At 65.1% G+C, this 25,580-nt stretch carries 21 protein-coding genes, 2 tRNA genes and 4 pseudogenes; 15 read left to right on the top strand and 12 right to left on the bottom strand.

Annotated features, from left to right (window positions below; genetic code table 11):
- Nucleotides 1-274: 274 nt before the first annotated feature.
- The 3 genes from AC5Y42_RS10895 to AC5Y42_RS10905 all read right to left on the bottom strand — a co-directional run bounded on the left by AC5Y42_RS10895 (nt 275) and on the right by AC5Y42_RS10905 (nt 5,448).
- Nucleotides 275-2,203 carry an acyl-CoA dehydrogenase family protein gene (locus tag AC5Y42_RS10895; protein WP_499898002.1) on the bottom strand — a complete coding sequence of 643 codons (1,929 nt, stop codon included), beginning with the start codon at nt 2,201-2,203 and terminating at the stop codon, nt 275-277.
- The gene (locus AC5Y42_RS10900; RefSeq protein WP_499898004.1) at nt 2,200-4,854 is read right to left on the bottom strand and encodes an ATP-binding cassette domain-containing protein; all 2,655 of its coding nucleotides are present in this window, start codon (nt 4,852-4,854) and stop codon (nt 2,200-2,202) included. The genes AC5Y42_RS10895 and AC5Y42_RS10900 overlap by 4 nt, the downstream gene beginning before the upstream one ends.
- Nucleotides 4,855-4,950: 96 nt before the next feature.
- Complete coding sequence (locus AC5Y42_RS10905) at nt 4,951-5,448, bottom strand: MarR family winged helix-turn-helix transcriptional regulator (protein WP_499898006.1); 498 nt, start codon at nt 5,446-5,448, stop codon at nt 4,951-4,953.
- Nucleotides 5,449-5,639: 191 nt separating this feature from the next.
- Here AC5Y42_RS10905 and AC5Y42_RS10910 point away from each other — a divergent pair.
- The 4 genes and pseudogenes from AC5Y42_RS10910 to AC5Y42_RS10925 all read left to right on the top strand — a co-directional run.
- Nucleotides 5,640-6,134: pseudogene (locus tag AC5Y42_RS10910) on the top strand (DUF2232 domain-containing protein); the annotation flags it as partial.
- Between the two features lie 204 nt (nt 6,135-6,338).
- Nucleotides 6,339-6,818, top strand: a pseudogene (locus AC5Y42_RS10915) (ATP-binding cassette domain-containing protein); the annotation flags it as partial.
- A 237-nt stretch (nt 6,819-7,055) separates the two neighbouring features.
- Nucleotides 7,056-7,598, top strand: a pseudogene (locus AC5Y42_RS10920) (ABC transporter ATP-binding protein); the annotation flags it as partial.
- Nucleotides 7,595-8,437, top strand: a complete 843-nt coding sequence (locus AC5Y42_RS10925; RefSeq protein ID WP_499898007.1) for a CbiQ family ECF transporter T component — start codon at nt 7,595-7,597, stop codon at nt 8,435-8,437. The pseudogene AC5Y42_RS10920 and the gene AC5Y42_RS10925, both read left to right, overlap by 4 nt.
- Before the next feature lie 2 nt (nt 8,438-8,439).
- Here AC5Y42_RS10925 and AC5Y42_RS10930 read toward each other — a convergent pair whose 3' ends face one another.
- The 3 genes from AC5Y42_RS10930 to AC5Y42_RS10940 all read right to left on the bottom strand — a co-directional run bounded on the left by AC5Y42_RS10930 (nt 8,440) and on the right by AC5Y42_RS10940 (nt 11,510).
- Nucleotides 8,440-9,759: an ABC transporter substrate-binding protein gene (locus AC5Y42_RS10930; protein ID WP_499898009.1), complete on the bottom strand. Its 1,320-nt coding sequence runs from the start codon at nt 9,757-9,759 to the stop codon at nt 8,440-8,442.
- Between the two features lie 64 nt (nt 9,760-9,823).
- Complete coding sequence (locus tag AC5Y42_RS10935; RefSeq protein WP_499898011.1) at nt 9,824-10,639, bottom strand: carbohydrate ABC transporter permease; 816 nt, start codon at nt 10,637-10,639, stop codon at nt 9,824-9,826.
- Nucleotides 10,626-11,510 (bottom strand): carbohydrate ABC transporter permease, encoded by an 885-nt coding sequence (locus AC5Y42_RS10940; protein ID WP_499898013.1) that lies wholly within the window; start codon nt 11,508-11,510, stop codon nt 10,626-10,628. Before AC5Y42_RS10940 ends, AC5Y42_RS10935 begins: the two co-directional genes overlap by 14 nt.
- Nucleotides 11,511-11,543: 33 nt before the next feature.
- On the opposite strand from AC5Y42_RS10940, the gene AC5Y42_RS10945 reads away from it, so the two are divergent.
- Together AC5Y42_RS10945 and AC5Y42_RS10950 are read left to right on the top strand one after the other, a co-directional pair.
- Nucleotides 11,544-13,061, top strand: coding sequence for a TldD/PmbA family protein (locus AC5Y42_RS10945; RefSeq protein ID WP_499898014.1), 1,518 nt, complete (start codon nt 11,544-11,546; stop codon nt 13,059-13,061).
- On the top strand, nt 13,058-14,419 hold the full coding sequence (locus tag AC5Y42_RS10950) for a metallopeptidase TldD-related protein (protein WP_499898015.1): 1,362 nt from the start codon (nt 13,058-13,060) through the stop codon (nt 14,417-14,419). Before AC5Y42_RS10945 ends, AC5Y42_RS10950 begins: the two co-directional genes overlap by 4 nt.
- Nucleotides 14,420-14,427: 8 nt before the next feature.
- Here the strand turns inward: AC5Y42_RS10950 and AC5Y42_RS10955 are convergent, their stop codons facing one another.
- Complete coding sequence (locus tag AC5Y42_RS10955) at nt 14,428-14,754, bottom strand: hypothetical protein (protein WP_499898017.1); 327 nt, start codon at nt 14,752-14,754, stop codon at nt 14,428-14,430.
- Nucleotides 14,755-14,926: 172 nt separating this feature from the next.
- Between AC5Y42_RS10955 and htpG the strand changes: the two genes are divergently transcribed.
- Nucleotides 14,927-16,858, top strand: a complete 1,932-nt coding sequence (htpG, locus tag AC5Y42_RS10960) for a molecular chaperone HtpG (protein WP_499898019.1) — start codon at nt 14,927-14,929, stop codon at nt 16,856-16,858.
- Between the two features lie 2 nt (nt 16,859-16,860).
- Here htpG and AC5Y42_RS10965 read toward each other — a convergent pair whose 3' ends face one another.
- Nucleotides 16,861-17,745, bottom strand: a complete 885-nt coding sequence (locus AC5Y42_RS10965) for an alpha/beta fold hydrolase (protein WP_499898021.1) — start codon at nt 17,743-17,745, stop codon at nt 16,861-16,863.
- 70 nt (nt 17,746-17,815) lie between these two features.
- Here AC5Y42_RS10965 and AC5Y42_RS10970 point away from each other — a divergent pair, with 70 nt between their 5' ends.
- From AC5Y42_RS10970 to AC5Y42_RS10990, 5 genes are all read left to right on the top strand, one after another.
- Nucleotides 17,816-18,652, top strand: coding sequence for a carboxymuconolactone decarboxylase family protein (locus tag AC5Y42_RS10970; RefSeq protein ID WP_499898022.1), 837 nt, complete (start codon nt 17,816-17,818; stop codon nt 18,650-18,652).
- Nucleotides 18,653-18,874: 222 nt separating this feature from the next.
- Nucleotides 18,875-18,948: transfer RNA gene (locus AC5Y42_RS10975), tRNA-Ile, on the top strand.
- A 70-nt stretch (nt 18,949-19,018) separates the two neighbouring features.
- Nucleotides 19,019-19,915 (top strand): restriction endonuclease, encoded by an 897-nt coding sequence (locus AC5Y42_RS10980; protein WP_499898024.1) that lies wholly within the window; start codon nt 19,019-19,021, stop codon nt 19,913-19,915.
- A 163-nt stretch (nt 19,916-20,078) separates the two neighbouring features.
- Nucleotides 20,079-20,741: a hypothetical protein gene (locus AC5Y42_RS10985; protein WP_499898025.1), complete on the top strand. Its 663-nt coding sequence runs from the start codon at nt 20,079-20,081 to the stop codon at nt 20,739-20,741.
- A 202-nt stretch (nt 20,742-20,943) separates the two neighbouring features.
- Nucleotides 20,944-21,225, top strand: a complete 282-nt coding sequence (locus AC5Y42_RS10990) for a hypothetical protein (RefSeq protein WP_499898027.1) — start codon at nt 20,944-20,946, stop codon at nt 21,223-21,225.
- Nucleotides 21,226-21,491: 266 nt separating this feature from the next.
- Here AC5Y42_RS10990 and AC5Y42_RS10995 read toward each other — a convergent pair whose 3' ends face one another.
- A complete protein-coding gene (locus tag AC5Y42_RS10995) occupies nt 21,492-22,223 on the bottom strand; it encodes a S1 family peptidase (RefSeq protein ID WP_499898028.1) in 732 nt (243 codons plus the stop codon).
- A 148-nt stretch (nt 22,224-22,371) separates the two neighbouring features.
- Here AC5Y42_RS10995 and AC5Y42_RS11000 point away from each other — a divergent pair.
- Nucleotides 22,372-22,441, top strand: a tRNA-OTHER gene (locus tag AC5Y42_RS11000).
- Between the two features lie 253 nt (nt 22,442-22,694).
- Here the strand turns inward: AC5Y42_RS11000 and AC5Y42_RS11005 are convergent.
- Nucleotides 22,695-22,895, bottom strand: coding sequence for a hypothetical protein (locus AC5Y42_RS11005; RefSeq protein WP_499898029.1), 201 nt, complete (start codon nt 22,893-22,895; stop codon nt 22,695-22,697).
- A 111-nt stretch (nt 22,896-23,006) separates the two neighbouring features.
- Here AC5Y42_RS11005 and AC5Y42_RS11010 point away from each other — a divergent pair, with 111 nt between their 5' ends.
- Nucleotides 23,007-24,233 carry a helix-turn-helix domain-containing protein gene (locus tag AC5Y42_RS11010; protein WP_499898031.1) on the top strand — a complete coding sequence of 409 codons (1,227 nt, stop codon included), beginning with the start codon at nt 23,007-23,009 and terminating at the stop codon, nt 24,231-24,233.
- 92 nt (nt 24,234-24,325) lie between these two features.
- A pseudogene (locus AC5Y42_RS11015) lies at nt 24,326-24,456 on the top strand (IS481 family transposase); the annotation flags it as partial.
- A 62-nt stretch (nt 24,457-24,518) separates the two neighbouring features.
- On the opposite strand, the gene AC5Y42_RS11020 reads toward AC5Y42_RS11015, so the two are convergent.
- Together AC5Y42_RS11020 and AC5Y42_RS11025 are read right to left on the bottom strand one after the other, a co-directional pair.
- Nucleotides 24,519-24,905 (bottom strand): hypothetical protein, encoded by a 387-nt coding sequence (locus tag AC5Y42_RS11020; RefSeq protein WP_499898033.1) that lies wholly within the window; start codon nt 24,903-24,905, stop codon nt 24,519-24,521.
- Nucleotides 24,905-25,573 (bottom strand): nucleotidyltransferase domain-containing protein, encoded by a 669-nt coding sequence (locus tag AC5Y42_RS11025; protein WP_499898035.1) that lies wholly within the window; start codon nt 25,571-25,573, stop codon nt 24,905-24,907. The genes AC5Y42_RS11020 and AC5Y42_RS11025 overlap by 1 nt, the downstream gene beginning before the upstream one ends.
- Nucleotides 25,574-25,580: the final 7 nt, after the last annotated feature.

Here is a 25,580-nt window from a genome sequence, read left to right on the forward strand (position 1 = left end):
CCAAGGTTGCGGCCGCTTTACAGCTTCATCTCCGCGGTCGTACCGCGGTGAGGTGCGCGAAACCGCGGGTTAACCCGGCTGGGAATGATCATCATCGATCACGAAATCCCAAGTCAGGCTAGCGTCGTCGCAGCTTTACCGTCAGGGTCGCTGCAGCGATTTCACCAAATCCGACGCAAATTCCCAGTTTTCGCCAAGGCTCCGTGTGATCGGAAACACATGCCGTGGCCATCGTGTGCTGCGAAGGCGTTACGTATTTGTCGCAGTTGTGCAGTCAGTCGGGCAGGTTCTCCGGGTGCAGCATCTCGGCGTAGCGCAATTCCTCCGGAATGCCGAATCCGCCGACCAATGTCTCGGCGTGCGGCCGCAATTGTCGGCATCGCTCGTTGATCCCGCGGGTGACCGCCTTGGCCCGCTCGGTGGACAGATAGCGGTGCTCGATGTACCAGGCTTTGTCGTCCTCAATGACCGAGAGCGCGTAGAGGTCGCACACCAACTCGAGGATCTCGCGAGCCTGCTCGTCCTCACACGAGTCGATACCCGCGACGAATGCCTCCAGCACCACCCGGTCGATGTGCGCGGTCGCCGCGTGCAGCACGTGGTCCTGCACGGCGTTGAACGCGTCGAACTCCGACATCTCGTTGGACTTGGACTGCAGGCGGCGCGCCACCGATGAGAGTAGGTACTCCTCGCGGTCTTCGAACATGGTGACCTGGGTGCCGCGGTTGAACAGGCTGCCCTCTTCCTCGCTGTCCTGGCGGGCATCGACGATTCTTTGCATAATCGTCTCCGCCGCAGTGCGTTTCATCACTCGGTCACCGACGGCGTTGGCCGCGAAGCGAACCCATTCGACCGGGTTCATACTGCGGATGTCGTCGGCGTAGGCGGTCAGCAGCTCCTTGGCCACCAACTGGGTCAGCACATGGTTGTCACCCTCGAAGGTGGTGAAGACGTCGGTGTCGGCCCGCAGCGCGATCAGGCGGTTCTCGGCCATGTATCCCGCTCCGCCACACGCCTCGCGGGCCTCCTGGATGGCCCGGCTGGCATGCCAGGTGTTGGCCGCCTTGAGTCCGGCCGCGCGCGATTCCAGCTCACGCTGCTCCTCGGCGTCCGGCTCGTCCGCGGTCTGCAGATCGTGGCACCTGGACACCAGCTCGTTCTGCGCGAACTGCAGTGCATACGACTTGGCGATCAGCGGAAACAGCCGGCGCTGATGCACCAGATAATCCATGATCACCACCTCATCGTCTTCATCGGGCGCACTGAACTGCCTGCGCTGCAACGCATACCGGGTGGCAATGTCCAACGCCAGCCGCGCTGCGTTGCCCGCGCTGCCGCCCACGCAAACACGCCCGCGGATCAGCGTGCCGATCATCGTGAAGAATCGGCGTCCCGGGTTCTCGATCGGCGAGGTGTAGGTGCCGTCCGCCGCGACGTCGCCGTACTTGTTCAGCAAGTTGTTCCGCGGAACGCGGACCCCTTCGAACACGATGCGCCCGTTGTCCACACCGGGCAGCCCGCCTTTGTAGTGATTGTCCGACGTCGTCACACCGGGCAGGTCGTTGCCGTCCGCGTCGCGGATCGGCACCAGAAAACAGTGCACGCCGTGATTGACCGGCTTGCCGTCCTCAGTGGTGAACAACTGTGCGAATACTGCTGCGATAGTAGCGGTTTCAGCGGCTCCGCCGATGTAGTCCTTGCGGGCCGTAGGGGTGGCGGATTCAATGACGAACTCTTCGGTGTCCGCGTCGTAGGTCGCGGTCGTCTCCAGCGACTGCACATCGCTGCCATGTCCGGTCTCGGTCATCGCGAAGCAACCCCGCAGCTCGAGGTTGATGATCTTCTTGACGTAGGCCTCGTGGTGGCGTTCGGTGCCCAGATTTTCCACAGCACCGCCGAACAGACCCCACTGCACGCCGGCTTTCACCATCAGCGACAGGTCCGACATCGCGAGCATCTCGATCATCGTGATCGCCGCCCCGACGTTGCCGGTGCCGCCGTGCTCCTTGCGGAAACCATCGTCTGCCGCACCCGCAGCGGCCATGATCGTCATCTGTTCGACCACCTTGGTGCGGGCGATCACGGTGTTGGGCGTGTGGTGCGGGCGGAAGACCTCGCCGGTCAGCCTGTCCCGCATCTGGTTCTTCACATCCCGCCAGCGCCCGTCCAGGGTGTTGCGCAGGTGTTCGGCAGTCGTGGTCATACCTGACCGTAACGCGCCGTCCCCGCATCCGGCAGCCCGGTGGCGGCCGTTTCGCTCACCGCAGTGCCGGGTTCAGCACGGCGCCGCAACCGCCAGTACAGGAACGCGGCACACACCGCGCCGAGGCCGATCAGCATCGCCATGTCGAACACCCACCAACCCACCGAGTGTGTCCACAACTCATCGCTGGCCGCCAGCACGTTGACCGCAGGCAGGTCGACCGTGGACGCCGACGCTGCATAACCCCACCGGGACGGCAGCAGCCAGGAGATCTGTTCCAAACCGAAGCGGCCGGCCAGCGGAAACGCTGCACCGGAAAACAGGAACGAAAGCAGGATCACCAAGACGGCCACCAGCAACAGTTGCTCTCGGTATTTCGCCAGCGACGACAGCGCCAATGCCACGATCGCCGAGACGACGGCGGTGACCGCCAGCGTGAGATAGAGCTCCACCACCGGGCTGCCCAGCAGAACCGCGCCCCTGGCCGGCGCGCCTTTACCGGCGACGGCGACGGTGGTGATGATGCCGGTCTGGACGAGGGCGGCCAAGCTGTAGACCACGAGTTTGGCCGCCAGATAGGCAAGCGTCGACAACCCGCCGGATTGCTCACGCCGGAGGATGCGGCGTTCACCGAACAGGTCGCGGATCGCCAACGCGGTACCCATGAAGACGGCGCCCAGATTCAGCACAACCAAAATTTCGAGAGCTTCGTCGGGACCGTTTCCGTACGGGTCGGCCTGCCCCAGGCCGGCCTGGCCGGACACCACCAGCGTCAGCGCACCGAACAGCACCGGCAGGATCGTCAAGAAGGTGAAGTAGCGCTGATCGCCGACCAGTATCCAGGCCTGCCGACGGACCGCGACCCCGAATTGGCGCCACAGCCCGAGGTGTTCGGGTGGGGCCAGTGATTCGACGCCGATCTGTCGAGGCTGGGCGCTGCGCGGTGAAAGCCGGTGCTGGACTGCGCCAGCCAGCTCGAGGGTCTCATCCCAGTTGGCGCTGCGCAACGCGTCGTCGATTTCGGCGGGCGGCCCCACGAACGCCGGAGTTCCTTGCGGAGCGAGTAGCAACACCTGGTCGCACACGTCGACGTGGTCCGGCGACGCTGTCGACACCACCACGACGCGCCCGCCGTCGGCGAGCCGGCGCAGCAGCGCCATCGTCTGTGGGTCGGATGCCGCCACAGGTTCATCGATGACCAGCAGCGACGGCGCGGTGATCAGTTCGGATGCCAACGAGGCGCGTTGACGCTGCTCGTCCGAAAGCTTGCCGACCTGGATGGTGCGCAACGCGTTCAACTGCAGCTCGGTGATGACCCGGTTGACTGCGTGGCGGCGCTCGTCGGCAGAAGTGCTTGGCGGCAGCCGTAATTCAGCGATGTAACCCAACGCCTGTTCGATGGTGAGTTGCGGATGCACCACGTCGTATGGACCCACCACGCCGATGCGGGTTCGCAGCGACGCGTAGTCGTCGTGCACGTCGTGACCGCCGATGGTGACTTCGCCCAGACTGGGTCGCATCTCGCCGGCGACTAGGTGGACCAGAGCCGATCGGGCCGCCTTCGACGGTCCGATGACCGCGATCAGCGTGCCCGGCTGGGCGGTGAAGGAAACGTCGACAAGTACCGGTTGCCCGTCGACGTTGAGGCCCAACTGTTCTGCCTCCAATGTGCCGAGGGCCGCAGGCTTCTGCGGCGGAGCCTCACTGTGGGTGACTTCGGCGTGGGGCAACGGGCTGGTCGGCATCATCTCGTGTGGCCGGGGTTCGGGCCGCTGTGGGATCAGCCGTTGCATCGCTCCGGTCATCCGCCCGACCAGATCGGGCCCCTCGCTCTGGGTAGTCGGTGGTGGTTCGGGTGGGGCTTCGAACGGTTGCGGTTCCGGATGAGCTTGTGGCGGTGGCGGTGGCGGTGTCGGAGGTTGCGGTGGTTGGTCAGGCGGCGGCGGTTCCGGCGTCGGCTGAGGCGAGCGGAATCGTCGGGTCGGCGCCTCCGACGGCGGCTTTGCTCCGACCGGTCGCTGGTCAGCTGATGGCGTGGACTCAGCTCGCGGCGGCGCGGATTCTGGCTCGGGTGCGGGCGACCGAAATCCCTGAGTAGGCAATTGAGAAGGCGGCGCGGGCGGAACCGGGCGGCGCCCCGGCGGCCCCGGCGGCGCAAACGCCGGCGGTCTCTGCGGCGGGGGTGGGCGTTTGGGCGGGCCGGGCCGCGGTGGCGGTTGGCGGGGAGGCGGCGCCGGGCGGCCGCGCTGCCCGGGTTCGCGACCCATCGCCGCCGGCGGGGGAGGTGAGGGCCGTGGCCCGCGGGGTGGCGGCGGACCCGGCCGGCCCGGCGGCACACCGCTGAGCTGGAACAGCAGCCGCGGTCCATGCCGCGGGTCTCCGATAGTGAGGGCCCGGCCGTCTCGGATGAAGACAGTGGACATGCGCACGCCGTCGACATAGATCCCGTGCTGGCTGCGATCGAGGGCTACCCACTGCTTACCGTCGTGGTGCAGCACCACGTGGGTGGGCGAAGTCGATGCGTCGGCGCCGTCGAGGCGGATATCCGAGCGGGTGTCGCGGCCCACGGTGACGTCGCGGCCAGCGGGGAACGTGTACTTTCTCGATCCGACCCAGACGGTCAACGGGGCACCCAGCGCCTCCGTCCGCATGGTCACCACCTTCCGCGCGCATCAGCCGGGTTCGATCACCGCTTGTCTACCCGCCATGATGCGCCGACAACCTGACGGCCAACCGCCTACCAGCCGTTATCCCTGCGTGCTGGGCCGTCGAGCGGGTGGAGAGTCCTCGAGCAGCCGGCGCAGAACGGTGACGGCCTCAGCCAGGGTTTGGCGATCTGCGAGCCCTAGCCGGTCGAGTTGCGGCTCGATGGCAGCGGCCCGGTCGGCTCGGACGCGGTCGAGCGCGCGCACGCCTTGGGCTGTGATGCGGATGCGGACCGCGCGGGCATCGCCCGGATCGGCGGTCCGGGTCACCAGGCCCGCGTCTTCCAGCCGCCGCACCTGGGTGGTCATCGTCGGCTGAGAGCAGTGGTCAACCGCGGCCAGATCGCAGATCCGCGCTTCGCCTTGCGCTTCGATGGTCGACAGCAGCCGAGCTTGCGCCGCCGGCAATGCCATGTGAATGCGCTGGGTGGCATACCGATTGAGCCGGGCGACCACTGCGAGTAGATCGGCCCCGAGGCCGGGTCCGGACCTGTCGCGGCCGCGGGCAGCAGCAGGCAGGGAAGTCGCCGAGGTCGTCATTCCTCAATAATTCCATAGCTTGGCTATACACACCACTTGTTGGGCATCTTTGCAGTCTCACCGCACGGCGTGCGGAGGTGGGATACGCGTCAACGACTGGCAGAATCAATGAAATGACCGCGACCGGCACAGCGACTCCGCCCGGGCGGGCGCATTCGCTGCGGCCCGGCGAACTCGCGCAGGCATCGGTTATGGCCGCGCTGTGTGCCGCGATCGCCATCATCTCGATCGTGGTTCCGTTCGCGGGCGCACTGGCGCTGGTCGGGACGGTGCCGATGGGACTGTTGGCCTACCGCTACCGGTTACGGGTGCTGATCGGCGCGACCGTCGCCGCCGGGATCATCGCCTTCCTGATCGCAGGGATGGGCGGCTTCATGACCGTCGTCAATAGTGCCTACATCGGCGGGCTGACGGGAATCGTCAAGCGCAGGCACCGCGGAACGCCAACGGTGATCGCCGCATCTCTGGTGGCCGGCGCGGTCTTCGGTGCGGCGATGGCGGCCGCTCTGACCGTGCTCGCGCGGCTGCGGCATTTGATCTTCGACACACTCAAAGCCAACGTCGAAGGCATCGCGACGGTGCTGGCGCGGGGAGGGTTGCAACAATCTGCTGACGACCTCAGGCGGTTCATCGCAGTGGCGCTGCAGTACTGGCCCTGGCTGATAATCGGTACCAGCGTCATCTCCGTCACGATCGTGTCGTTGATCGGGTGGTGGGCGCTGGCGCGGGTGCTGGAGCGGATGCGCGGTATCCCCGATGTCCACAAGCTCGACGCGCTGGCCGAAAGCGGGCCGATCGAACCGGTTCCGGTGCGGCTGGATCAGGTGCGCTACCGCTACCCGCGCGCTAACCAGGACGCGTTGCGTCCGGTCAGCTTGGCCGTCCACGTCGGCGAACACGTGGCGGTCACCGGTGCCAACGGCTCGGGAAAATCCACCTTGATGCTGATCTTGGCCGGCCGGGAACCGACTTCGGGCGCTGTCGTGCGGCCCGGCGCGGTTGGTCTGGGTCAGCCCGGCGGCACCGCGGTTATCCTGCAGCACCCGGAAAGCCAGGTGCTGGGTACGCGGGTCGGCGACGACGTGGTGTGGGGCCTTCCCCCCGGAACCAGCACCGACGTCGATCGGTTACTCAGTGAAGTCGGGCTCGACGGGTTCGCCGAACGCGACACCGGAAACTTGTCCGGCGGTGAGCTGCAACGGTTGGCGATGGCGGCCGCGCTGGCGCGCAAGCCGGCGCTGCTGATCGCCGACGAAGTCACCAGCATGGTCGACCAGGAGGGCCGCGAGGCGCTGTTGCGCATCATGTCCCGTCTGTCCGAACGGCATAGCACCGCGCTGGTTCACATCACGCACTACAACGATGAGGCCCAGTCCGCCGACCGCACAATCAATCTCAGTGATTCGCCGGACAACACCGCGATGGTCGAGACGACGGCGGCGCCGATAGCAACCGTCGCGGTCCACCAGCACGAGGACACGCCGGTGCTCGAGCTCGCGGGTGTGGGCCACGAATACGGCAGCGGCACGCCGTGGCAGAAGACCGCGCTGCGCGACGTCAGCTTCGCGGTCTATCAGGGCGACGGCGTGTTGATCCACGGCGGCAATGGCTCAGGCAAGTCCACCTTGGCCTGGATCATGGCCGGGCTGACGGTGCCAACCGCCGGCAGCTGTCTGCTTGACGGCCGGCCGACCCACGAGCAGGTCGGCGCGGTGGCGTTGTCCTTTCAAGCCGCACGATTGCAGTTGATGCGCAGCCGGGTGAACCTGGAAGTCGCGTCGGCGGCCGGGTTTTCGCCCCATGACAAAGACCGGGTGGCGACGGCACTGGCCGTCGTAGGACTGGACAGCGCACTGGCTGAACGGCGAATCGACCAACTCAGCGGTGGTCAGATGCGCCGCGTGGTCCTTGCCGGGCTGTTGGCCCGGGCGCCACGGGCGTTGATCCTGGACGAGCCGCTGGCCGGCCTGGACGCCGTCAGTCAGCAGGGATTGCTGCGGCTGCTGGAGGATCTGCGCCGTGAGCAAGGTCTGACCGTGGTGGTGATTTCGCACGACTTCACCGGCCTCGAGGAATTGTGCCCGCGCATACTGCATCTGCGGGGCGGCGTGCTCGAGCCGGCGTCGACAGCGGCGGGAGGCGTCGCGTGAGTGCGCCTGCGCCGCCGCGTCGCTCGATCCGGCGACCACCTCGGCCCGTCGTGCTGCTGCGTCCGGTACCGCGCGGGTCAGTTGTCCACGACCTGTGGGCCGGCACCAAACTGGTGGTGGTTTTCGTTATTTCGGTGTTGCTGACCTTCTACCCGGGTTGGGTGGCGATCGGGCTGGTGGCCGCGCTGATATTGGTGGCGGCGCGGATAGCGCACATACCTCGTGGTGCGCTGCCTTCGGTGCCACGCTGGCTATGGATCATGGTCGCAATCGGTGGTCTCACCGCGGCCTTGGCCGGCGGCCATCCGGTGATTCAGGTGGGCACGACGTCCCTCGGGCTGGGCGGGTTGCTGAACTTTCTGCGCATCACCGCCTTATCGATCGTTCTCCTGGGCCTGGGGGGCATGGTCTCGTGGACCACCAACGTCGCCGAGATCGCTCCCGCCGTGGCGACTTTGGGCCGGCCGTTGCGGTGGCTGCGGGTTCCCGTCGACGAATGGGCCGTGGCGTTAGCGCTCGCGTTGCGCGCATTCCCGATGTTGATCGAGGAGTTCCGGGTGCTCTACGCCGCGCGTCGGTTGCGGCCCAGACAGATACCGCACAGCCGTCGAGCCCGGCGCGGTCGCCGCGCATTGGAGTTGATCGACCTGCTCGCGACAGCGATCACGGTGACGTTGCGCCGGGCCGACGAGATGGGCGACGCGATCACCGCCCGCGGCGGAACCGGTCAGATCTCGGCTGCACCCACGCGGCCCAAGCTTTCTGACTGGGTGGCGCTGTCGATCGCCCTGGTGGTATGCGGTGCTGCACTGGCGGCGGAGTTGGTGTTGGGCGCCTAACCTTACCGACGGGCAGCCGTGTTGGCCGCGTTTTGCGCCCGGCGCAGCGTCGTCGCCACGTCGCTTCTACCCAGGAACATTTCGTCGAAGTACGGTTTGAGTGCCTGGAATCCGGCGGCGAAGCCCGTCCCGCCGGGGGCAGGGATGCGGCGACCGCGCAGCACGGCGAAAAACGGTGTGACGTCCACGCCCTTGTCGGCCCAGTAGTCGAAATACACCCGCTGCGACGGCACCACCGCCGGGATGGCTGAGCCACGGCGGCCCAGGTAGTCATTGCTTTGCGTGCTGCCCATCCAGGCCAGGACCTGTTGCACCGCAGCGGGGTGGGGTGTCGCTGAATTGCCCGCGGCGGCAATGCCGTTCGTGACGCTGACTCGCCCCTTCGGGCCGGACGGCAGCATCGCCACGCCCCAACGGAATCTGGCGTGCTCGGCCACGCCGGCCAGGTTGTAGGTGCCGGACTGGAGAAGCGCCATCCTGCCGGCCAGGAACTGATTGCGGGAGAAGTCGGTGTTGTCGTTAGTGTCGGAGGCCGGGGGAGCGACGTGATCGTCGTTGATCAACGTGACCAAATAGCTGAAAGCGGTGACCGCATCGGGGTTGTCGAACGCGAACCGGTCGCCGGACTGAAATACTCCGCCCGCTGAGCCGATGTAGTTCAAGTAGATGCCCTGCGGGTCGTTGGCGGCGTTGTAGCCCCACTGCCTGACCCGCCGCGGGTCGAAACCCGGTGTGGCGGCGGGATGCCCGTCGGCGTCGATGGTGAGCTGTACCAATAGTGCGCGCAGCGTGTCGTCGCGGCCGGGGCTCCACCGCAGCGTCGACAACTGGGCGGGATCGACCCCCGCCGCCGCCAAGAGATCTGCGTTGTAATACACCGCGATTCCGGCGTCGGTGAGCTGCGGCACCCCCCACAGCACGCTGTCGCGGGTGAACTGCTCGACCACCGCAGGTTCCCAGTCCGCGGACTTGTCGATGTGCATCAGCCGTCCGCTGTCGGCGTAGGCGGCGAGATAGGCGTTGGACAGCCAGAAGATGTCGTCGGCGCTGCCACCGGCCACGTCGGTGCGCAGCGTGTCGAAGTAGGTGGAATAGGCCACCACGTTGGTGCGCACCTCGATATCCGGATGCGCGCGGGTGAACGCCGCGAAAGACTCCCGGTAGGCCGTCGCGACCTGTTCATCCCACAAGCGCACGGTCACCACGGTCTTGCCGCCGCGTGGTGTGGCCGAGAGGTCCAGCAGCACCGCCGTCATTGCCAGCAGCGCCGCCACTGCCACCACCGCCGCAGCGACCAGCGTCGAAACGCGGGGCCGCCTCATTGAGATTGCGTCCAGGGTCGTGAGTCGACGAAAATCACAGCCTTGCGCGCAATCTCAACGCAGTTCATTTCAGCCCCGTGATCACGATCGAGCGCACAATGTGTCGCTGGAACACCACGAACAGCATGACCAGCGGAACGATCGCCACCGTGGTGGCCGCCATCACCAGCGTCCACTGGGCGTTGTAGCGGGACTGCAACGCGGCCGTGGCCACCGTCAGCACCCGCCATTTGGCGCCGCTGGTGATCACCAGCGGCCACATGAAGTTGTTCCATTGCGAAACAACGGTGATCAGCATCAAGGTAACCAGCACGGGCCGGCTCGACGGCACTACCACGTGCACGATCACGTCCAGCGTGTTGGCGCCGTCGAGACGGGCGGCGTTGACCAAGTCATCGGGAATCGCCCGGAAGTACTCACGCAGCAAGAAGATGGCATACGGCGAGCCGAACACGAACGGCAACACCAACGCCCAGAACGTGTTGCGCAGTCCGAGCTGCGCCATCATCAGATACAGCGGCACTACGGTCACCGTCGCCGGCACCATCAACGTCGCGACGTAGACCCAGAACAGCACGTCACGCCCGGGAAACCGCAGCCGCGCGAAAGCATAGGCTGCGAGCACCGAAAAGCTCAGCTGCCCTAGCAGAATCACGGCAGTCATCAACGCGGTAACCACAAGGGCGCGGCCAAAACCCGCACCGCCCAGATCCGTGTAATTGGCCAGCGTGAACGGCCGCGGCCAGGCCAGCGGCGTGCCGGTCGCGAACTGCCGAGCCGAGGTGAACGACGTCAGCAAGCCAAGCGCGAACGGCGCCAGGATAACGATCGCACCGACCGCCAGGCCGGCGTAGATTGCGGACGCCCTAGGTGAGGTCATAGCTGATCCGCCGCCGAAAGTACAGGTGCTGAGCGATGGTGACGCCGACCAAGATGACGAATAACACCAGGGCCATCACCGCGGCCCGGCCGATCGCCGCCGACCCGAAGGCCTCGACGTAGATGCGGTGCGCCACCAGATCGCTGCGGCCGGCCGGCCCGCCACCGGTCAGCGCATACACCGTGTCGAAAACCTGGGCCGCGCTGACGATTCCGGTGACCAGCACGAAGAACATGGTGGGCCGCAGCATCGGCAGAGTGATGCGCCAGAACCGCTGCCAGGCGCTCGCCCCGTCGGTCAGGGCCGCCGCGTGGATCTCGGCGGGAATCGCCAGGATGCCCGCTACGAAGAACAGCGCCACATAACCGACGTTTGTCCACACGATCACCGCCGAGACCACCGGCAACGCCAAGCCCGGATCGGTGAGCCATTCGATGCGGTGCCCCAGCACGGTGCTCACCGCGCCGTCGGTGGGGGCCAGGATCCAGCGCCACAGCACCGCGATCGCCAGCGGAGCGCAAATCCACGGCAGCACATACAGGGTGCGAAACAGGCCGCTACCGGGGAGCTCTCGCGCGAGCAACGAGCCTGCGGCCAGACCCAGCACTGTCTGCGCCGGCACCACGATCGCGACGAACACCAGCGTCACCGCCAGGGAATTGCCAAACGTCGAATCGGTCAACACCGAGCGCCAATTGGCCAGTCCGACATACTCGATCGGGCCAAGCAAATCCCAGCGGTGCAGGCTCAGCCACACCACCACCAGCATCGGCAGCAGCAGGAACGCGACCACCCCGAACAGGCTCGGCGCCAGCAGCGCATACCCCAGCGCTGTGGAGCGGCGTCCTTTCGCCAGCCCAGGATCGGCCATGGCTGTATTAAAGCCGGTCGTTACGGTGTAGCGGTGACGCCGAACCGGGGGATCGATGCTGACTTTCTTCACCTGCCCCGCCACGAACTGGCCGACGCCGCGCTGTCCGCGGCGACCGCTGCCGGCGCCAGCCACGCTGACCTGCGGATTCACCGCATCACCACCGAGGTCATTCGGCTGCGCGACGGCGAGTTGGAGACGACGGTCATCAACCGCGAACTCGGATTAGCCGTCCGGGTGATCGTCGACGGCACCTGGGGGTTCGCGTCGCACGCCGAGCTCTCCGTCCCGGTCGCCGTCGACACCGCGCAGCGAGCCGTGTCGGTGGCCACCGCATTGGCCGCGCTGAACGACGAACGCATCGAACTGGCACCCGAGCCGGTCTACACCGACGCCAGTTGGGTTTCGAGCTATCGCATCGACCCGTTCACCGTGCCGACCGCCGACAAGGTCGCCGTGCTGGCGGACTACTCCGGCAGGCTGCTGGCCGCCGACGGGGTGGACCACGTGTCGGCCGGGATGACGGCGGTCAAGGAGCAGACGTTTTACGCCGACACGTTCGGCTCGACGATCACCCAGCAGCGGGTCCGCCTGATGGCCGGCTTGGAGGCGGTCACCGTCGACGCCGCCGCGGGTGGTTTCGACACCATGCGCACGCTGGCGCCGCCGACCGCCCGCGGCTGGGAAGTGGTCGCCGGCGACGACATCTGGAAGTGGAGCGAGGAGCTGGCCGAGCTGCCGTCACTACTGGCCGAGAAGGTCAAGGCACCCGGCGTGACGGCCGGGCCGAGCGACTTGGTGATCGACCCGAGCAACCTGTGGCTGACCATCCACGAATCTATTGGGCATGCCACCGAATACGACCGCGCGATCGGCTACGAAGCCGCCTACGCCGGGACGTCATTCGCCACGCCCGACAAGCTGCACAGCTTGCGTTACGGCTCACCGGTGATGAACGTGACCGCTGATCGCACCGCCGAATTCGGTTTGGCCAGCATCGGTTACGACGACGAAGGGGTGGCCGCGCAAAGCTGGGATGTGGTGCGCGACGGGATCTTCGTCGGATATCAACTCGACCGTGTGTTCGCGCCGCGGCTGGGGCAGCCGCGTTCCAACGGCTGCTCGTATGCCGATTCGCCGCATCACGTGCCGATTCAGCGGATGGCCAACGTGTCGCTGCAGCCGGGCCGTGACGAGCTGTCCACCGCCGACCTGATCGCAAGGGTTGACGACGGCATCTACATCATCGGCGACAAATCCTGGTCGATCGACATGCAGCGCTACAACTTTCAGTTCACCGGACAGCGGTTTTTCCGGATCCGCGACGGCCGGCTGGACGGTCAGCTGCGCGACGTCGCCTACCAGGCGACCACCACCGATTTCTGGAATGCGATGGAGGCCGTCGGCGGGCCGTCTACCTGGCGGTTGGGCGGGGCACTCAACTGCGGCAAAGCCCAGCCCGGGCAGGTGGCCGCCGTCAGCCACGGCTGCCCCTCGGCGTTATTCCGTGGCATCAATGTGCTCAATACTCGGGCGGAGGCCGGCCGATGATCAGCCCGCAGCAGGTCGTGGACATCGCGCTGGCGGCGGCGCGTGCCGACGAGACCATCGTGATTGTCACCGACCGCAGCGAGGCATCGCTGCGCTGGGCCAACAACTCGATGACCACCAACGGCGTATCAACCAGCCGCAGTACCACGGTGATTTCGATTGTGCGGCAAGGTGATAGCGCCCGCGTCGGTTCGCTGCGCTCCGCCGAGGTGGATCCGTCGCTGATCCCGGCTTTGGTCGAAGCGTCGGCGGAGGCGGCCCGCTTGGCGCCGGAGGCTCGCGACGTCGCGCCGTTGCTTCCTGGCACAGGTGTGCCGGCGAACTGGGATGCGCCGGTGCCGGGAACGGGCGCGGAGGTGTTCGGCGATGTCGCGAGTTCGTTGAGCCAGGGCTTTCGCGGCGTGGATCTGTTATACGGCTTTGCGCGCCACGAGTTGCAGACGACGTTGGTGGCGACGTCGACGGGGCTGCGCCGGCGCTACACCCAGCCCACCGGTTCGGTGGAGATCAACGCCAAGCGGGGCGGCGCCAGCGCCTGGGCAGGCATCGGCGCACCGGATTTCGCCGGTGTGTCAACGGATCTGCTGTTGGAACAGCTGTCCTCGCGATTGGATTGGGCCGGGCACACCATCGAGTTGCCCGCGGGCCGCTACGAGACGATCATGCCGCCGTCGACGGTGGCCGACATGATGATCTATCTGGGCTGGACGATGTCCGGTCGCGGCGCACAGGAGGGCCGCACGGCGCTGTCGGTTCCCGGCGGGGGAACCCGGGTGGGGGAGCGGCTCACCGATTTGCCGCTGACGTTGTACTCCGATCCAGCTGCCGCGGGGCTGGGCTGTTCGCCGTTCGTCGCGGCCACCAGCTCGTCGGAGACCGTGTCGGTCTTCGACAACGGGATGGACATCGAGCGGGTGGACTGGGTGCGCGACGGCGTGATCAACGCGCTGGCCTACCCGCGGGCGACGGCCGCCGAGTTCAACGCGCCGTATGCCGTGGCCGCGGACAACCTACTGATGACGGGCGGTCAGGCCCCGCTCGCCGACATGATTGCCGAGACCGAGAGCGGTCTGCTGCTGACCACGCTGTGGTACATCCGCGAAGTCGACCCGACAACACTGCTGCTGACCGGGCTCACCCGCGACGGGGTCTACCTCGTCGCCGACGGAGAGGTCACAGCGGCGGTCAACAACTTCCGGTTCAACGAGAGCCCGCTGGACCTGTTGCGCCGGGCCGCCCAGGTCGGTGCCAGCGAGGTGACGTTGCCGCGGGAGTGGGGTGATTGGGCCACCCGGGCGGCGATGCCGTCGCTGCGGATCCCCGACTTCCACATGTCCTCGGTGAGCCAGGCGCAATAATCCTCAGCTCAAGCGGCCAGTCCGAACCCGCCATGGGGCATGGGCGACGACTGTTCGCTGTTACCGACAACCACAACGTGACAAACTCGGCGCGGTTGCGTCGGAGTTGCGCCGCGGTAGGTGCCACGCGCGCGCCCGATCATGCGTCCCAGGTAGTCGGCGGCGATCCACCACGCGCCGCACAGTGCCAATGCGACACCGAACTGGAACGGCGTGCCGACGGCCAGCTCTACCAGCGCATATGTACCAGACACGATGGCACTGGCCACTGCTCCGACGTGAAGTGCGGTGACGCGTGGATCTCGGGTTTGCGACGGGTTAGCAATCGTCGCCATGGTTTCTCCTGCTCACTCGACAACGTGACTCTGACCTGTCAAATACCCAGCATGTAATTTGCTCAAACTGTGACTTCCACGTTTCGCTGCCGAGACGCCGCAAACCAGGGCCAGGGCTTCAGCGATTCGGGGTCTCGGTAAATTTGGGCTTTATGTCAGCGAGGGGAATGTGATGAGCACAAACGTCGAGCAGTTGGAATTTCAGGCCGAAGCACGCCAGCTGCTGGATTTGATGGTCCATTCGGTCTACTCCAACAAGGATGCGTTCCTGCGGGAGTTGATCTCGAACGCCTCCGATGCGCTGGACAAGCTGCGTTTGGAAGCGTTCCGCAACAAGGACCTCAACGTCGATACCTCCGATCTGCACATCGAGATCGACGCGAACAAACATGCCCGCACCCTGACTGTTCGCGACAACGGCATCGGGATGACGCGCGCGGAGGTCGTGGATCTGATCGGCACGCTGGCCAAATCGGGGACCGCCGAGCTGCGCCAGCAGCTGCGGGAGGCCAAGAACGCCGACGCCTCCGAGGAGCTGATCGGCCAGTTCGGGATCGGGTTCTATTCGGTGTTCATGGTCGCCGACAAGGTCGAGTTGCTGACGCACAAGGCCGGTGAGAGTGAGGCCACCAAGTGGGAGTCGAGCGGCGAGGGCACCTACACCATTGAAGCGGTCGACGACGCGCCGCAGGGAACGTCGGTGACCCTGCACCTCAAGCCGGAAGACGCCGAGGACGAGCTGCACGACTACACCGCCGAATACACGATCAGAAGCCTGGTCAAGAAGTACTCCGACTTCATCGCCTGGCCCATCCGGATGCAGGTCGAGCGGACTACCCCGGCCGCCGAGGAAGGTGGCGACGAGACCGTCACCATCGAAACGCAGACCCTTAACTCGATGAAGGCGCTGTGGGCCCGGCCGAAAGACGAGGTCTCCGAGGATGAGTACAAGGAGTTCTACAAGCACATCGCGCACGCCTGGGATGACCCGCTCGAAGTTATCGCGATGCGGGCCGAGGGCACCTTCGAATACCAAGCCTTGCTCTTCATCCCGTCGCAGGCGCCGTTCGACCTTTTCAACCGCGACGCCAGTGTCGGGATACAGCTGTACGTCAAGCGGGTGTTCATCATGGGCGATTGCGATCAGCTCATGCCGATGTATTTGCGCTTCGTCAAGGGTGTCGTCGACGCACAGGACATGTCGCTCAACGTTTCCCGCGAGATCCTGCAACAGGACCGCCAGATCAACGCGATCCGGCGTCGCCTGACCAAAAAGGTTCTCTCGACGATCAAGGAACTACAGGCTGAGCGACCGGAGGATTACCGCACCTTCTGGACGCAGTTCGGCAGAGTCCTCAAAGAGGGCCTGATGTCGGACTTCGACAACCAGGACGCGCTGCTGCGCATCTGCTCGTTCGCGTCGACGCACAGCGACGAGGAACCCACCACGCTGGTCGAGTACATCGAGCGCATGAAAGATGGCCAGGAGCATATCTTTTACGCCACCGGTGAGAATCGTGAGCAGCTCCTGAAGTCGCCGCATCTCGAGGCATTCAAGGCCAAGGGTTACGAGGTGCTGTTGCTCACCGACCCGGTTGACGAGGTGTGGGTGGGCTCGGTGACCGAGTTCGATGGCAAACCGCTGCAGTCGGTGGCCAAGGGCGAGGTGGACCTTGACTCCGAGGAGGACAAGGAGGCCCACAAGGCCGAGCGCGAGGAGCAGGAAAAGGATTTCGCCGACCTGCTGACGTGGTTGCAGGAGACTCTGGCCGATCATGTCAAGGAGGTGCGGCTCTCCAGCCGGCTGACCGAGTCGCCGGCCTGCCTGATCACCGACGCCTTCGGAATGACACCGGCGCTCGCGCGGATCTATCAGGCTTCCGGACAGGCGGTTCCGGTCGGGAAGCGAATTCTCGAACTGAACCCCGAGCATCCGCTCGTCACTGGCCTGCAGCAGGCCCACAAAGATCGGGCCGACGATCCCTCGGTTGCCGAGACCGCGGAATTGCTCTACGGCACCGCACTTCTCGCTGAAGGCGGTGCACTGGAAGACCCCGCACGATTCGCCGAACTGCTTGCGCATCGGCTGGCCCGCACGGTGTGACGTCAGCCGGTGTCGGCATGCCGGGCAAGGAAGCCCAGCACCGCGTCGGCGAAAACGTCGTTGCGGTCACCGGCGACCATGTGGCCGGCTCCGCGGACGTCGACGAACTCGACTTGCGGGAAGCGCGAGAGGAATTCGTCAGCGCGCTCTTGGCTGACGAGGTCGCTCATCTGGCCGCGCACCAACAGTGTCGGCACGCCGTCGCGCAGGATCGCGGCGACCGCGGTGTGCAGGCGATCGACGTCGGTGACTTCAATGGGGGGACGCGACGCGGTGCCGCTGATGAACTGGGGGTCCCAATGCCAATACCAGCGATCGCCGCGCCGGCGCAGATTAGTGGTCAGGCCTTCCAGGTCAGATGGGCGAGGCCGATGCGGGTTGTATTCGGCGATCGCGTCGGCCACCTCGTCCAGTGAATCGAAGCCCGATTCCATCCGGTCGGCCATGAAGTTGTGTATGCGCGTGGCTCCGGATGGGTCCATGTGCGGCACGATGTCGACCAGAACGATCGCGCTGGCAATGCCGGGTGAGAGTTCGCCGGCGAGAAGCATTGTGGTAAGCCCGCCCAGAGAGGCGCCCACCAACACCGGTCGGGGCGGCAGCTGGCGCAGCACTTCTTGGACGTCGCCGGCGAAGCTGACGACGCGGTAGTCACCGTCGTCCGACCAGTCCGATTCGCCGTGGCCGCGAAGGTCGACGGTGACTGCCTGCCACCCGCGCTCCGCTACTGCGGCAGCCGCGCGGCCCCAGGAGCGGCGGGTCTGCCCGCCGCCATGCAGGAACACCACGGCACGCGCCCGAGGATCGCCCTGGCGATCGGCAACAATGCGCACGCCACCGGGTCCGCGGCTCACGAAGGTTTCAGGTGCCACGGCATCCGGGGTCATCCTCGGATCGTAGGGCGCTGTTCACGTCAAGCCGTATCGGCTACCCGGCTCCAGGGGCAATAATTCTCCAGTGGACGTTCGTGACGAGCTAGCGCGGTTGGTGGCGATTTCCGGCGATCGGATCGGCGCTCTGGTCCGGACCGTGTGTGCTCAGACGCTTGGTCTGCCGGCGCTGCGGGCCGAGGTTGTGGTGGACGGGCCGGAGTCGGAGGCCGAGACCGTGGTCGCTCAGTTCGCCGAGCAATTCAGCGTCGACGTGTCGATGATTGACGCCGAGCAGCGGTCGCGGCTGTGGTCTGCGTTGGGGGACAAGGCGTTTGGCGTCGTGGTGCAGACGTATATCGCCGACTTCGTGCCCCGGGTGCGGGCCGGCTTGGAAGCGCTCGGTGTAGGCCAGGAGTTTCTGGACTGGGTTTCGGAGCCGATCTCGTGGGATCACGCCACCGATCCGTCCCACGCGGTGTTCGACGGCTTTCTGCCCGCAGTGGCGCGGCTGCGGGCGCTGGATGCGCTGACGTCAGAAATGGTCCGGCTGCGCGGGGCCGCACAACACAACTGCCGGCTGTGCAAGTCGCTGCGCGAAACGACGGCACTTGACGCCGGCGGATCGGAACCGCTGTACGACGACATCGAACACGTCGAAGCGTCTGGGCTGCTCACCGACCGCCAGAAGGCCGCCCTGCGGTATGCCGACGCGCTGATCTGGTCGCCGGGACGCATCGACCGCAGCGTTGCCACCGCGGTTCGCCAGCACTTCTCCGACGCCGAGGCCGTCGAGATGACCTTCGATGTGATGCGCAACGCCAGCAATAAGGTGGCCGTATCCTTGGGGGCCGACGCGCCACGAGTCGAGCAGGGCACCGAGCAGTATCTGATAGGCGTTGACGGTCAGACGGTGTTCAGCTGACAGAGCCTGGCCATGGCAACATGGTGCCGACATCGGGGCGGTAGCTCAGTTGGTTAGAGCCGCGGACTCATAATCCGATTACGGAACCACCCGCTGTGCCCGATTTGACCTGCTAGACGCGCTTCCGGGTGCCCCCGCACCTCGTTCACCCCGGCGTTACCCGGCGCTGGGGCGAGCGTGCCGCCGGGGCGAAGACCCAGACCACTACTCTTTGTCCAGCACGCCCCTGTAGCTCAGTTGGTTAGAGCCGCCGACTCATAATCGGTTGGTCGCCGGTTCAAGTCCGGCCGGGGGCACCGAGATGGGCCGGTTCACCGGCGAGGCGAGAGTGCGCGGCGTAGTAGGTAACTGTTTAAATCCTCTGGGATGCTGTTGTCCGTGACAGCGACGGTGCCTCCGTATACGGACATGCTCTGGCCCACGCTCCAGGCCGCTATTGGGTTGGGTGGCTCCGCGTCCATCGCCGAACTCGACGCGGCGGTCACCGACCGCGAGCAATTCTCGGAGGATCAGCAAGCCGTCCTACACGGCGAAGGTCCGCAGACTGAGATCCAGTACCGGCTGGCGTGGGCGCGGACGTACCTCAAAGGGATGGGGCTGCTCACCAACAGCAAGCGCGGAGTGTGGACGGTCACAGAGACCGGCCAGGCCGCGAAGCAGGCGGACATCGCTCCGCTGCATCAGCAGTTCGTCAACTCGTACAACAAGAAGAAGGGCAACAAGAAGAAGGCCGGGGCAAAGCAGGACGTATCCGCCGAACTAGACCAGGTGGAGGCGGAAGCCGAGGCCGACTGGAAGGACGCCCTGTTGGAGACGCTGTTGAAGATGTCTCCGACGGCGTTCGAGCGTCTGGCACAGCGACTGCTGCGGGAGTCGGGCTTCAGCAGTGCGGTGGTCACCGGCAGAACCGGTGACGGCGGCATCGACGGCCTCGGCGTCTACCAAATCTCGTTGCTGAGCTTCCCGGTGTTCTTCCAGTGCAAGCGGTACAAGGGCAGCGTGGGCGCGTCAGCCGTTCGGGACTTCCGTGGAGCAATGGCTGGCCGCGGGGAGAAGGGCCTCTTGATCACCACCGGGACGTTCACCAACGACGCCCGCACGGAGGCCAAGCGCGACGGCGCACCGCCCATCGATCTGATCGACGGTGACCGGTTGTGCGATCTGTTGAAGGAAAACGCCATCGGTGTCACCACCACCGAGCGGGTCGTGGAGGACGTAAAGGTGGAGGCCGACTACTTCGCGTCTCTTGAGCCGAAGAAGTAGCAGTCACAGTAGCCACACGAACCTCATGCGTCCCAACATCTCTTATTCGATCCTCATAAACGGGGAACTGTGGCAACACGCCGACGTTACGACACGCCGATAGCCGCCCCAACCCATACCCAAAGACTTTTAAGTTGAGGCAGTTACGTGTACGGTCTCACACGTGGGTAATTCCAGTGTCTACAAGGCTCTTGAGGATCTCAGGGCTGAGTACGACGCCGTGAGCGGCGAGGTGGTGGAGGTGCAACACCGCCTCGCCGCCATGATGTCTCGACTTGACCGTCTGCGGGATGCGATTCAATCCCTCGAGCGGCTTGAAGAGCCGACCGAAACTGCCCCCAATAAAACTGATTCCAGTGACGAGGGGCCGACCGATGAGGACCATCGTCTGCCACCCGGATCGACCGTTGCAGCCGACCACGCCGAAGCGGAGGGTGAAGCCGAGGCGGCGGATGATGAACGACCTGCTGCAGCCGTCATTCCTGAGTCGTCGCCCATCTCCAAGTACCTCGCTCGCGGCGGTGAGGGGCGGCGGTTGCGTTCGACCCAGATGGTGGCCGACGTTGTCAACGAGGTCGACAAGATGATCTCGCGTGATGAATTGAAAGTTGTTTTCTTCCAGTACTTTCCGCGGGAGGAGATGGAGCGAATTTGGGACCGACCGGACAATGCCTTTGGTAACGCGTTGGCCCGAGCGGTGAAGGAGAAGCTGATTCGGCGGGGCAATAAGGGGGACGTGGAGGTCTACGCGTCCCATGACGTTGCCAAGCGTCTCCGCGAGGAGCGAGAAGCCGCCAAGGCAGATTCGGACGAGGAGGACCAATGATAAGGCTTGGGGCTTAACTCCGTTGAAGCCTGGACGCAGGTGAGTTGAGCCCTACCGGGGCCGAGCAGGATTGCGCCCTGCCCGACCCCGCAGCCCCGTAGGGAGGCACCTGGATACGCGATCCAGAGACCGGTGGTACAGGTCGAAGCTAGCCGGGTGACGACCCGGCTGGCAAGCGCACACCCCGAATTGGGTCGGCATCGTGACCCAAGAGATGGGGCAACCGGTGGCGGGCCGAAAGGACGTCCCACCCGCCACCCGGGCCGGCTGCTCATTGGGCGACGATGTCGCCAAGGTTACCTCGCGCCTCGCTGCGGCGTGCGCGCCGAGGTTGGGGGTTGAGCACCACACCGACGCCGGGGTCAGCGGCAAGGTCGTGGGACCGCAACTGCAGGAAGCGCTGCAGCTATTGGCTTCCGGGCAAGGCGATGGTCTATTGGTTGCCACTACAAGAACCTGTTCCGGCCCGCCCTGGAGGCGGTAGGGCTGCCTGCGAGTCGCCCCGCAACAGCCGACCACCCCGCCGTCCTCGGCATCCGCCTGAACGACCTCCGGCACACCTTCGCCACGCTCCAGCTGAGCGCCGGGAAGCCGTTCATGTTGGTGTCGAAGTAGCTCGGACATAGCACGTACACGCTGACGCTCGACGTGTACGGCGATTGGATCCCGAAGGACGACGATGCAGCCGCCAAGTCGCTGCCGGAGCCGGTCGCCCCAGTGAAGGTTGAGCCGAGGACCAACGTCGTTGAACTATTCGAGAGGGCTGCAACCAAGTTTCTGGTCAATAGCGCTGAGCGCATGTTGAATATCGAAGGCCACCGCAAGTCCGGACGAGGGCTTGCTCAGAGGGCGTGGTTCGCAATCATCGAAAGGTGTTTCGGGAGCTTTGTTCTCGGGATCACAGTCATCTCTCAGCGGTACGTATGCGCTGACTACGGCGAGTGCCCGATAGCCCTTGGACTCGTCGACATACGTAACTACTGGGCCGCCGGAAAAGCCGGGAATGATTGTTCCGTCGAGCAACCAGACTTCTGTCTCTTCCTGATCTTTTCCGCGACCGGCGACGATTGTGGACTTGATGAACGGGACATTCGGGTCGGCATATGTAAGACGAGGACCCAATCCAAGGCTAGGAAAGCCCATGAAATAGGCGTCTTGCGCAAGTGATGGTTCCGACATCTGTGCACGCAACGGCGGTCCAAATTCAGGGTGATCACCCGAGAAGCGGAAGACGGCTACGTCTTTGTGGCTTTGCGGCAGCTGCGGCAACCTTTTTCCAAGTCCGGTCAGCAACTCTCCGTTCTGATCGCGGACCACAATAGAGCCGTCGTTCCACCGGTTAGCGACGTGGCCAGCAGTTACCAGCCACTCGCTGCTCCCTCGTGTTAAGACAAAGGCTGACGCTTGTCCACCGTTCGGCGTCTCGACCAGGAGCGTTCGTCGGTGACAATGCGACAAGGTGATCGCTGTCGAAACACCCATCTCACGATCGTCTCACGCCCCTCGACCCCGGCGAGACCCCGGCGACTGGGGGCAGACCGGGCACGTACCTAACCCGTACCGAAGGCGTACTGAGAACGCCGAAAACTGCTGCTCTGCAGCCGATATGCCCGCTCGCGGGCACCCGTTTGGGCAGGTCGTAGAGGCACTGAAATCGGACTCATAATCCGTTGGTCGCGGGTTCGAGGCCCGTCCGCCCGACTCTGAACAGCCCGACTCTGAACAGCCCGACTTTGAACAGCCCCACCTAGCCCCGCTAACAGCCCCACTAACCAGCCCCATCGTAAATTGCATGGTCAGAGAGATTTGTGCGTTCGTACGAAGCACAATTAAGGCTCTCGCCTTGGCGTAGCCCCGGCGGCTAGGCGGCAGCAGTAGCTAACCTCGCGCAGCGCGGACCGGGTGAGCCGCGCATAACGTTCCGATTGCGTCGGCGGTTATGCGCGCGCCTGCTCAGCGGTTGCGCCTTTCGGAGCGTCGCCATGAGGAAAGGGCCTCCTGGAGGAAGGAGTTGACCGAGCGCCTAGCCTGCGCGGTGTCCGCCAAGGCTTGGTTGGCAGCCTTCGCTACAGCCGGGTCCTGGCGCACGAAGTTCGCGCGGTCGACATGGATCGCGGCCTGGGCTATCAGAAGTGCGGTATTGATGCGGGCCATGACGAGACCTTTCCTCGGGGAGGCCGCTTGGCCTCGCTAGTAGCGAAATTAGTGACTAAATTAGTTAATGTCAACACGCTAAGTGAGGCGCTTTTGCACTATGGTGTCCGTATGGAGTTCTCGCTGGAAGCGCTCGGACTAGTCATCCGCGAGCACCGCGAAGCCAAGGTGCCTACGATGACTCAGGACGACCTGGGCGTCGAGGCTGGCTACGGGGCAGGGGCGGGAGTTTCGGTCTCCCGCATCGAGAGCGGACTCACTCGCCCTGGGTCGGAACGATTCGAGGGCATCGCCCGCGCGCTGGGGCTTAGCCCAAGCGGACTTGAGGCAAAGGCCGCGAAGCGGACGGCCGAGCTAGCGAAGGAGCGCGGCGAATCGCCCGGTGACACAGGGGGGGCGACTGGCAGTGAACGCACCAAGGATCGAGTCAAGCGAATCCAACTAGAAATCGAGCGTCGGACTGCCCTCATCACCGAGCTCGGAGGCGCGTTCAACGCGGCTCATGACCGTGCCCGTGACGACTTCTTCATGAAATTCGTAGAGATTGCTCAAGCGATCACCGGTGCACCCCAGCCAGATCCCGCGGACCTCCAAGATGACGATGCGACCGATGCACAAACGGAAGCGAAGTACCGACTTCGATTTACCTCCTACGGGGTCGCCCATGCGCTTGTGGGCGGAGCGGGGGGCGTTTTCGCGGGGGCCGCCGTTGGAGGCGCCGCGGCCTACGGCACATTCGTGGCTGCAGTGTCCTTCGGCGCTGCATCAACCGGTACTGCGATTGCCGGGCTGACCGGAGCTGCTGCAACTAACGCTGCATTAGCCTTGCTGGGAGGGGGCACGTTGGCGGCCGGGGGTGCCGGGGTCGCGGGAGGCGCGGCACTACTGACCGGGATCGTGGCAGCTCCAGCGCTCCTGCTTGCGGTCGGCGGTGTCGTCTGGATGGTCAGGCGCAACCGCAAGCAACAGCAACAACTCACCTACAACCTCAACGAAGCAGATGCTGAGATTGCCGCAACCCAAAGAGGCTTTGAAGCCCTAATCAGCATCCTTCCTCGCGCGACGGAGACGCTGGATTACATCGCGATGCACGCTGGCCACGCCCTCAAACGGTGGGAAGGCCGGCTGGGACCACGGCCGCGGGATTGGGACTCGATGTCCCCCGACGAGAAGCAGCGCTACCAGGAATTCATCAAGATCGCTGCCAGCCAGTTGTCGGTAGTCACCATCAATGTTCAAGACCTGATGGCCAAACGTGGTGAGGATCGAGAGCAGTTGATTGAGTTCGCCAACGAAGTCCTCAAACAGGCGCAGTCCACCATCGAGTCGCTTGTATGAGCACGTGATCACCCATGTCCTAGGGCCGGGAGCAGGAATAGCTAGCCGTCTCGGCGTTTGACATCCTCTACCCATGACTGCGGACCATCGGCAAAGTCGTGCCGGCGCCCTCGGAGTCGGCGGTCTACCGAGGCGTTGGTGCGGGCGGGCATAATTTGTGCGAGTCTGCGGGATCGGCGTTCGCGCAAGTGGAAACGCCTGGGTGCATGCTGAGCCGATGGAGCCGTAACCCGATTTGGCGCAGGGTCACCGATCGGGTTGCCGAGCTTTTCCGGTGTCAGGTTTCTAACTTGCTGACGCCACAGCCCGTTGGGCCGCCTCGACTAAATAGGAAGCGGCGCGGTTCATCTTCTTGCGCTCGGCGGCGGACAAATCCTGGTGCGTGTAGGCCGCCTTATTCTTCAGGCCGAGCAGGGTGCTCAAATATTTTTCGGATCCCCTGTCGGCCGTTTTCAGCAGAGTAAGGGCATCGCTGTGGGTCGCGCTTGACGAATGTATGCCGAGCCGGACGCAGCAGATGACGTCGGAAGCGGCGATACCGGCGTCCACGAACAGATCACCCGCCGCGTTGGGCTTCTCGTCTTCCAGATGCAGAGCGGCGTCGAAGAACTCGACTGCCTTGGACAGGCGCCCCGCGGTGACCACGGAATTGCACTCACGTGTCCCCGCCATCAGGACCTCCTCGCCGCGGCAGCCTTGCCTATCGGACGTAGCTGCTGGTTGAGCCAAGCCCGTGTCCCGGCGATGGTCAGACCTTGCCTGGCCACGTCGCTCAGCAGCGGCTCACCGGCGGCGGCCGCGGCGCGAAGCTCATCTTCGGTGTACTCGACGACGCGGCCGTCGTTACCGGTCCAGGCGGTGACCAACCGGGCGAGTTCAATTACCTGATGCTCCCACACCTCCGGATCCCCCCGGCAGCCATTGTGTTCGGGGTCGGATGCTCGCACGAGGAACAAATCGATGTCGCTGCGGAGAGTCATCCGGCCCGTCGCCGCTGAGCCGAACACGGCGGCGTACCTGAGCGCCTCGCCCCACCCTTCCAGGTGCTCTTGAAGGCGGTCCAGGAACGTTGCGGTCAGCCGCGACAGCGCCAGGATCGGCTTTGCCGCGAGATGTTCGGTGTTGAGTCGGTAGGTGTTTGTCCTGCCGACCTGATCATGGAGTACCACCCCCTGGGCGGTGAGGCGGGTGAGGACCTTGCGGATGCCTTCCCCTGACGCGGTGGTCAGAATGCGCCGGATCTGGGTGATCGTGAAGGCCACTTCGCTGGTCGCCAAAACGCCGAGCACGTCGCCGTCTAACGTCGGCGTCACCGTGGCGAACGGCCGGTTCAGCTGCATAGCGGCG

The sequence above is a fragment of the Mycobacterium sp. NGS48 genome (genome assembly GCF_059812585.1).

Bases quoted from the DNA above. Each gene is read 5' to 3' on its own strand.
- AC5Y42_RS10895 (WP_499898002.1), bottom strand. From the start codon at position 2,203: ATGACCACGACTGCCGAACACCTGCGCAACACCCTGGACGGGCGCTGG.
- AC5Y42_RS10900 (WP_499898004.1), bottom strand. From the start codon at position 4,854: ATGCGGACGGAGGCGCTGGGTGCCCCGTTGACCGTCTGGGTCGGATCG.
- AC5Y42_RS10905 (WP_499898006.1), bottom strand. From the start codon at position 5,448: ATGACGACCTCGGCGACTTCCCTGCCTGCTGCTGCCCGCGGCCGCGAC.
- AC5Y42_RS10930 (WP_499898009.1), bottom strand. From the start codon at position 9,759: ATGAGGCGGCCCCGCGTTTCGACGCTGGTCGCTGCGGCGGTGGTGGCA.
- AC5Y42_RS10935 (WP_499898011.1), bottom strand. From the start codon at position 10,639: ATGACCTCACCTAGGGCGTCCGCAATCTACGCCGGCCTGGCGGTCGGT.
- AC5Y42_RS10940 (WP_499898013.1), bottom strand. From the start codon at position 11,510: ATGGCCGATCCTGGGCTGGCGAAAGGACGCCGCTCCACAGCGCTGGGG.
- AC5Y42_RS10950 (WP_499898015.1), top strand. From the start codon at position 13,058: ATGATCAGCCCGCAGCAGGTCGTGGACATCGCGCTGGCGGCGGCGCGT.
- AC5Y42_RS10955 (WP_499898017.1), bottom strand. From the start codon at position 14,754: ATGGCGACGATTGCTAACCCGTCGCAAACCCGAGATCCACGCGTCACC.
- htpG (WP_499898019.1), top strand. From the start codon at position 14,927: ATGAGCACAAACGTCGAGCAGTTGGAATTTCAGGCCGAAGCACGCCAG.
- AC5Y42_RS10965 (WP_499898021.1), bottom strand. From the start codon at position 17,745: ATGACCCCGGATGCCGTGGCACCTGAAACCTTCGTGAGCCGCGGACCC.
- AC5Y42_RS10980 (WP_499898024.1), top strand. From the start codon at position 19,019: ATGCTGTTGTCCGTGACAGCGACGGTGCCTCCGTATACGGACATGCTC.
- AC5Y42_RS10995 (WP_499898028.1), bottom strand. From the start codon at position 22,223: ATGGGTGTTTCGACAGCGATCACCTTGTCGCATTGTCACCGACGAACG.
- AC5Y42_RS11005 (WP_499898029.1), bottom strand. From the start codon at position 22,895: ATGGCCCGCATCAATACCGCACTTCTGATAGCCCAGGCCGCGATCCAT.
- AC5Y42_RS11010 (WP_499898031.1), top strand. From the start codon at position 23,007: ATGGAGTTCTCGCTGGAAGCGCTCGGACTAGTCATCCGCGAGCACCGC.
- AC5Y42_RS11020 (WP_499898033.1), bottom strand. From the start codon at position 24,905: ATGGCGGGGACACGTGAGTGCAATTCCGTGGTCACCGCGGGGCGCCTG.
- AC5Y42_RS11025 (WP_499898035.1), bottom strand. From the start codon at position 25,573: ATGCAGCTGAACCGGCCGTTCGCCACGGTGACGCCGACGTTAGACGGC.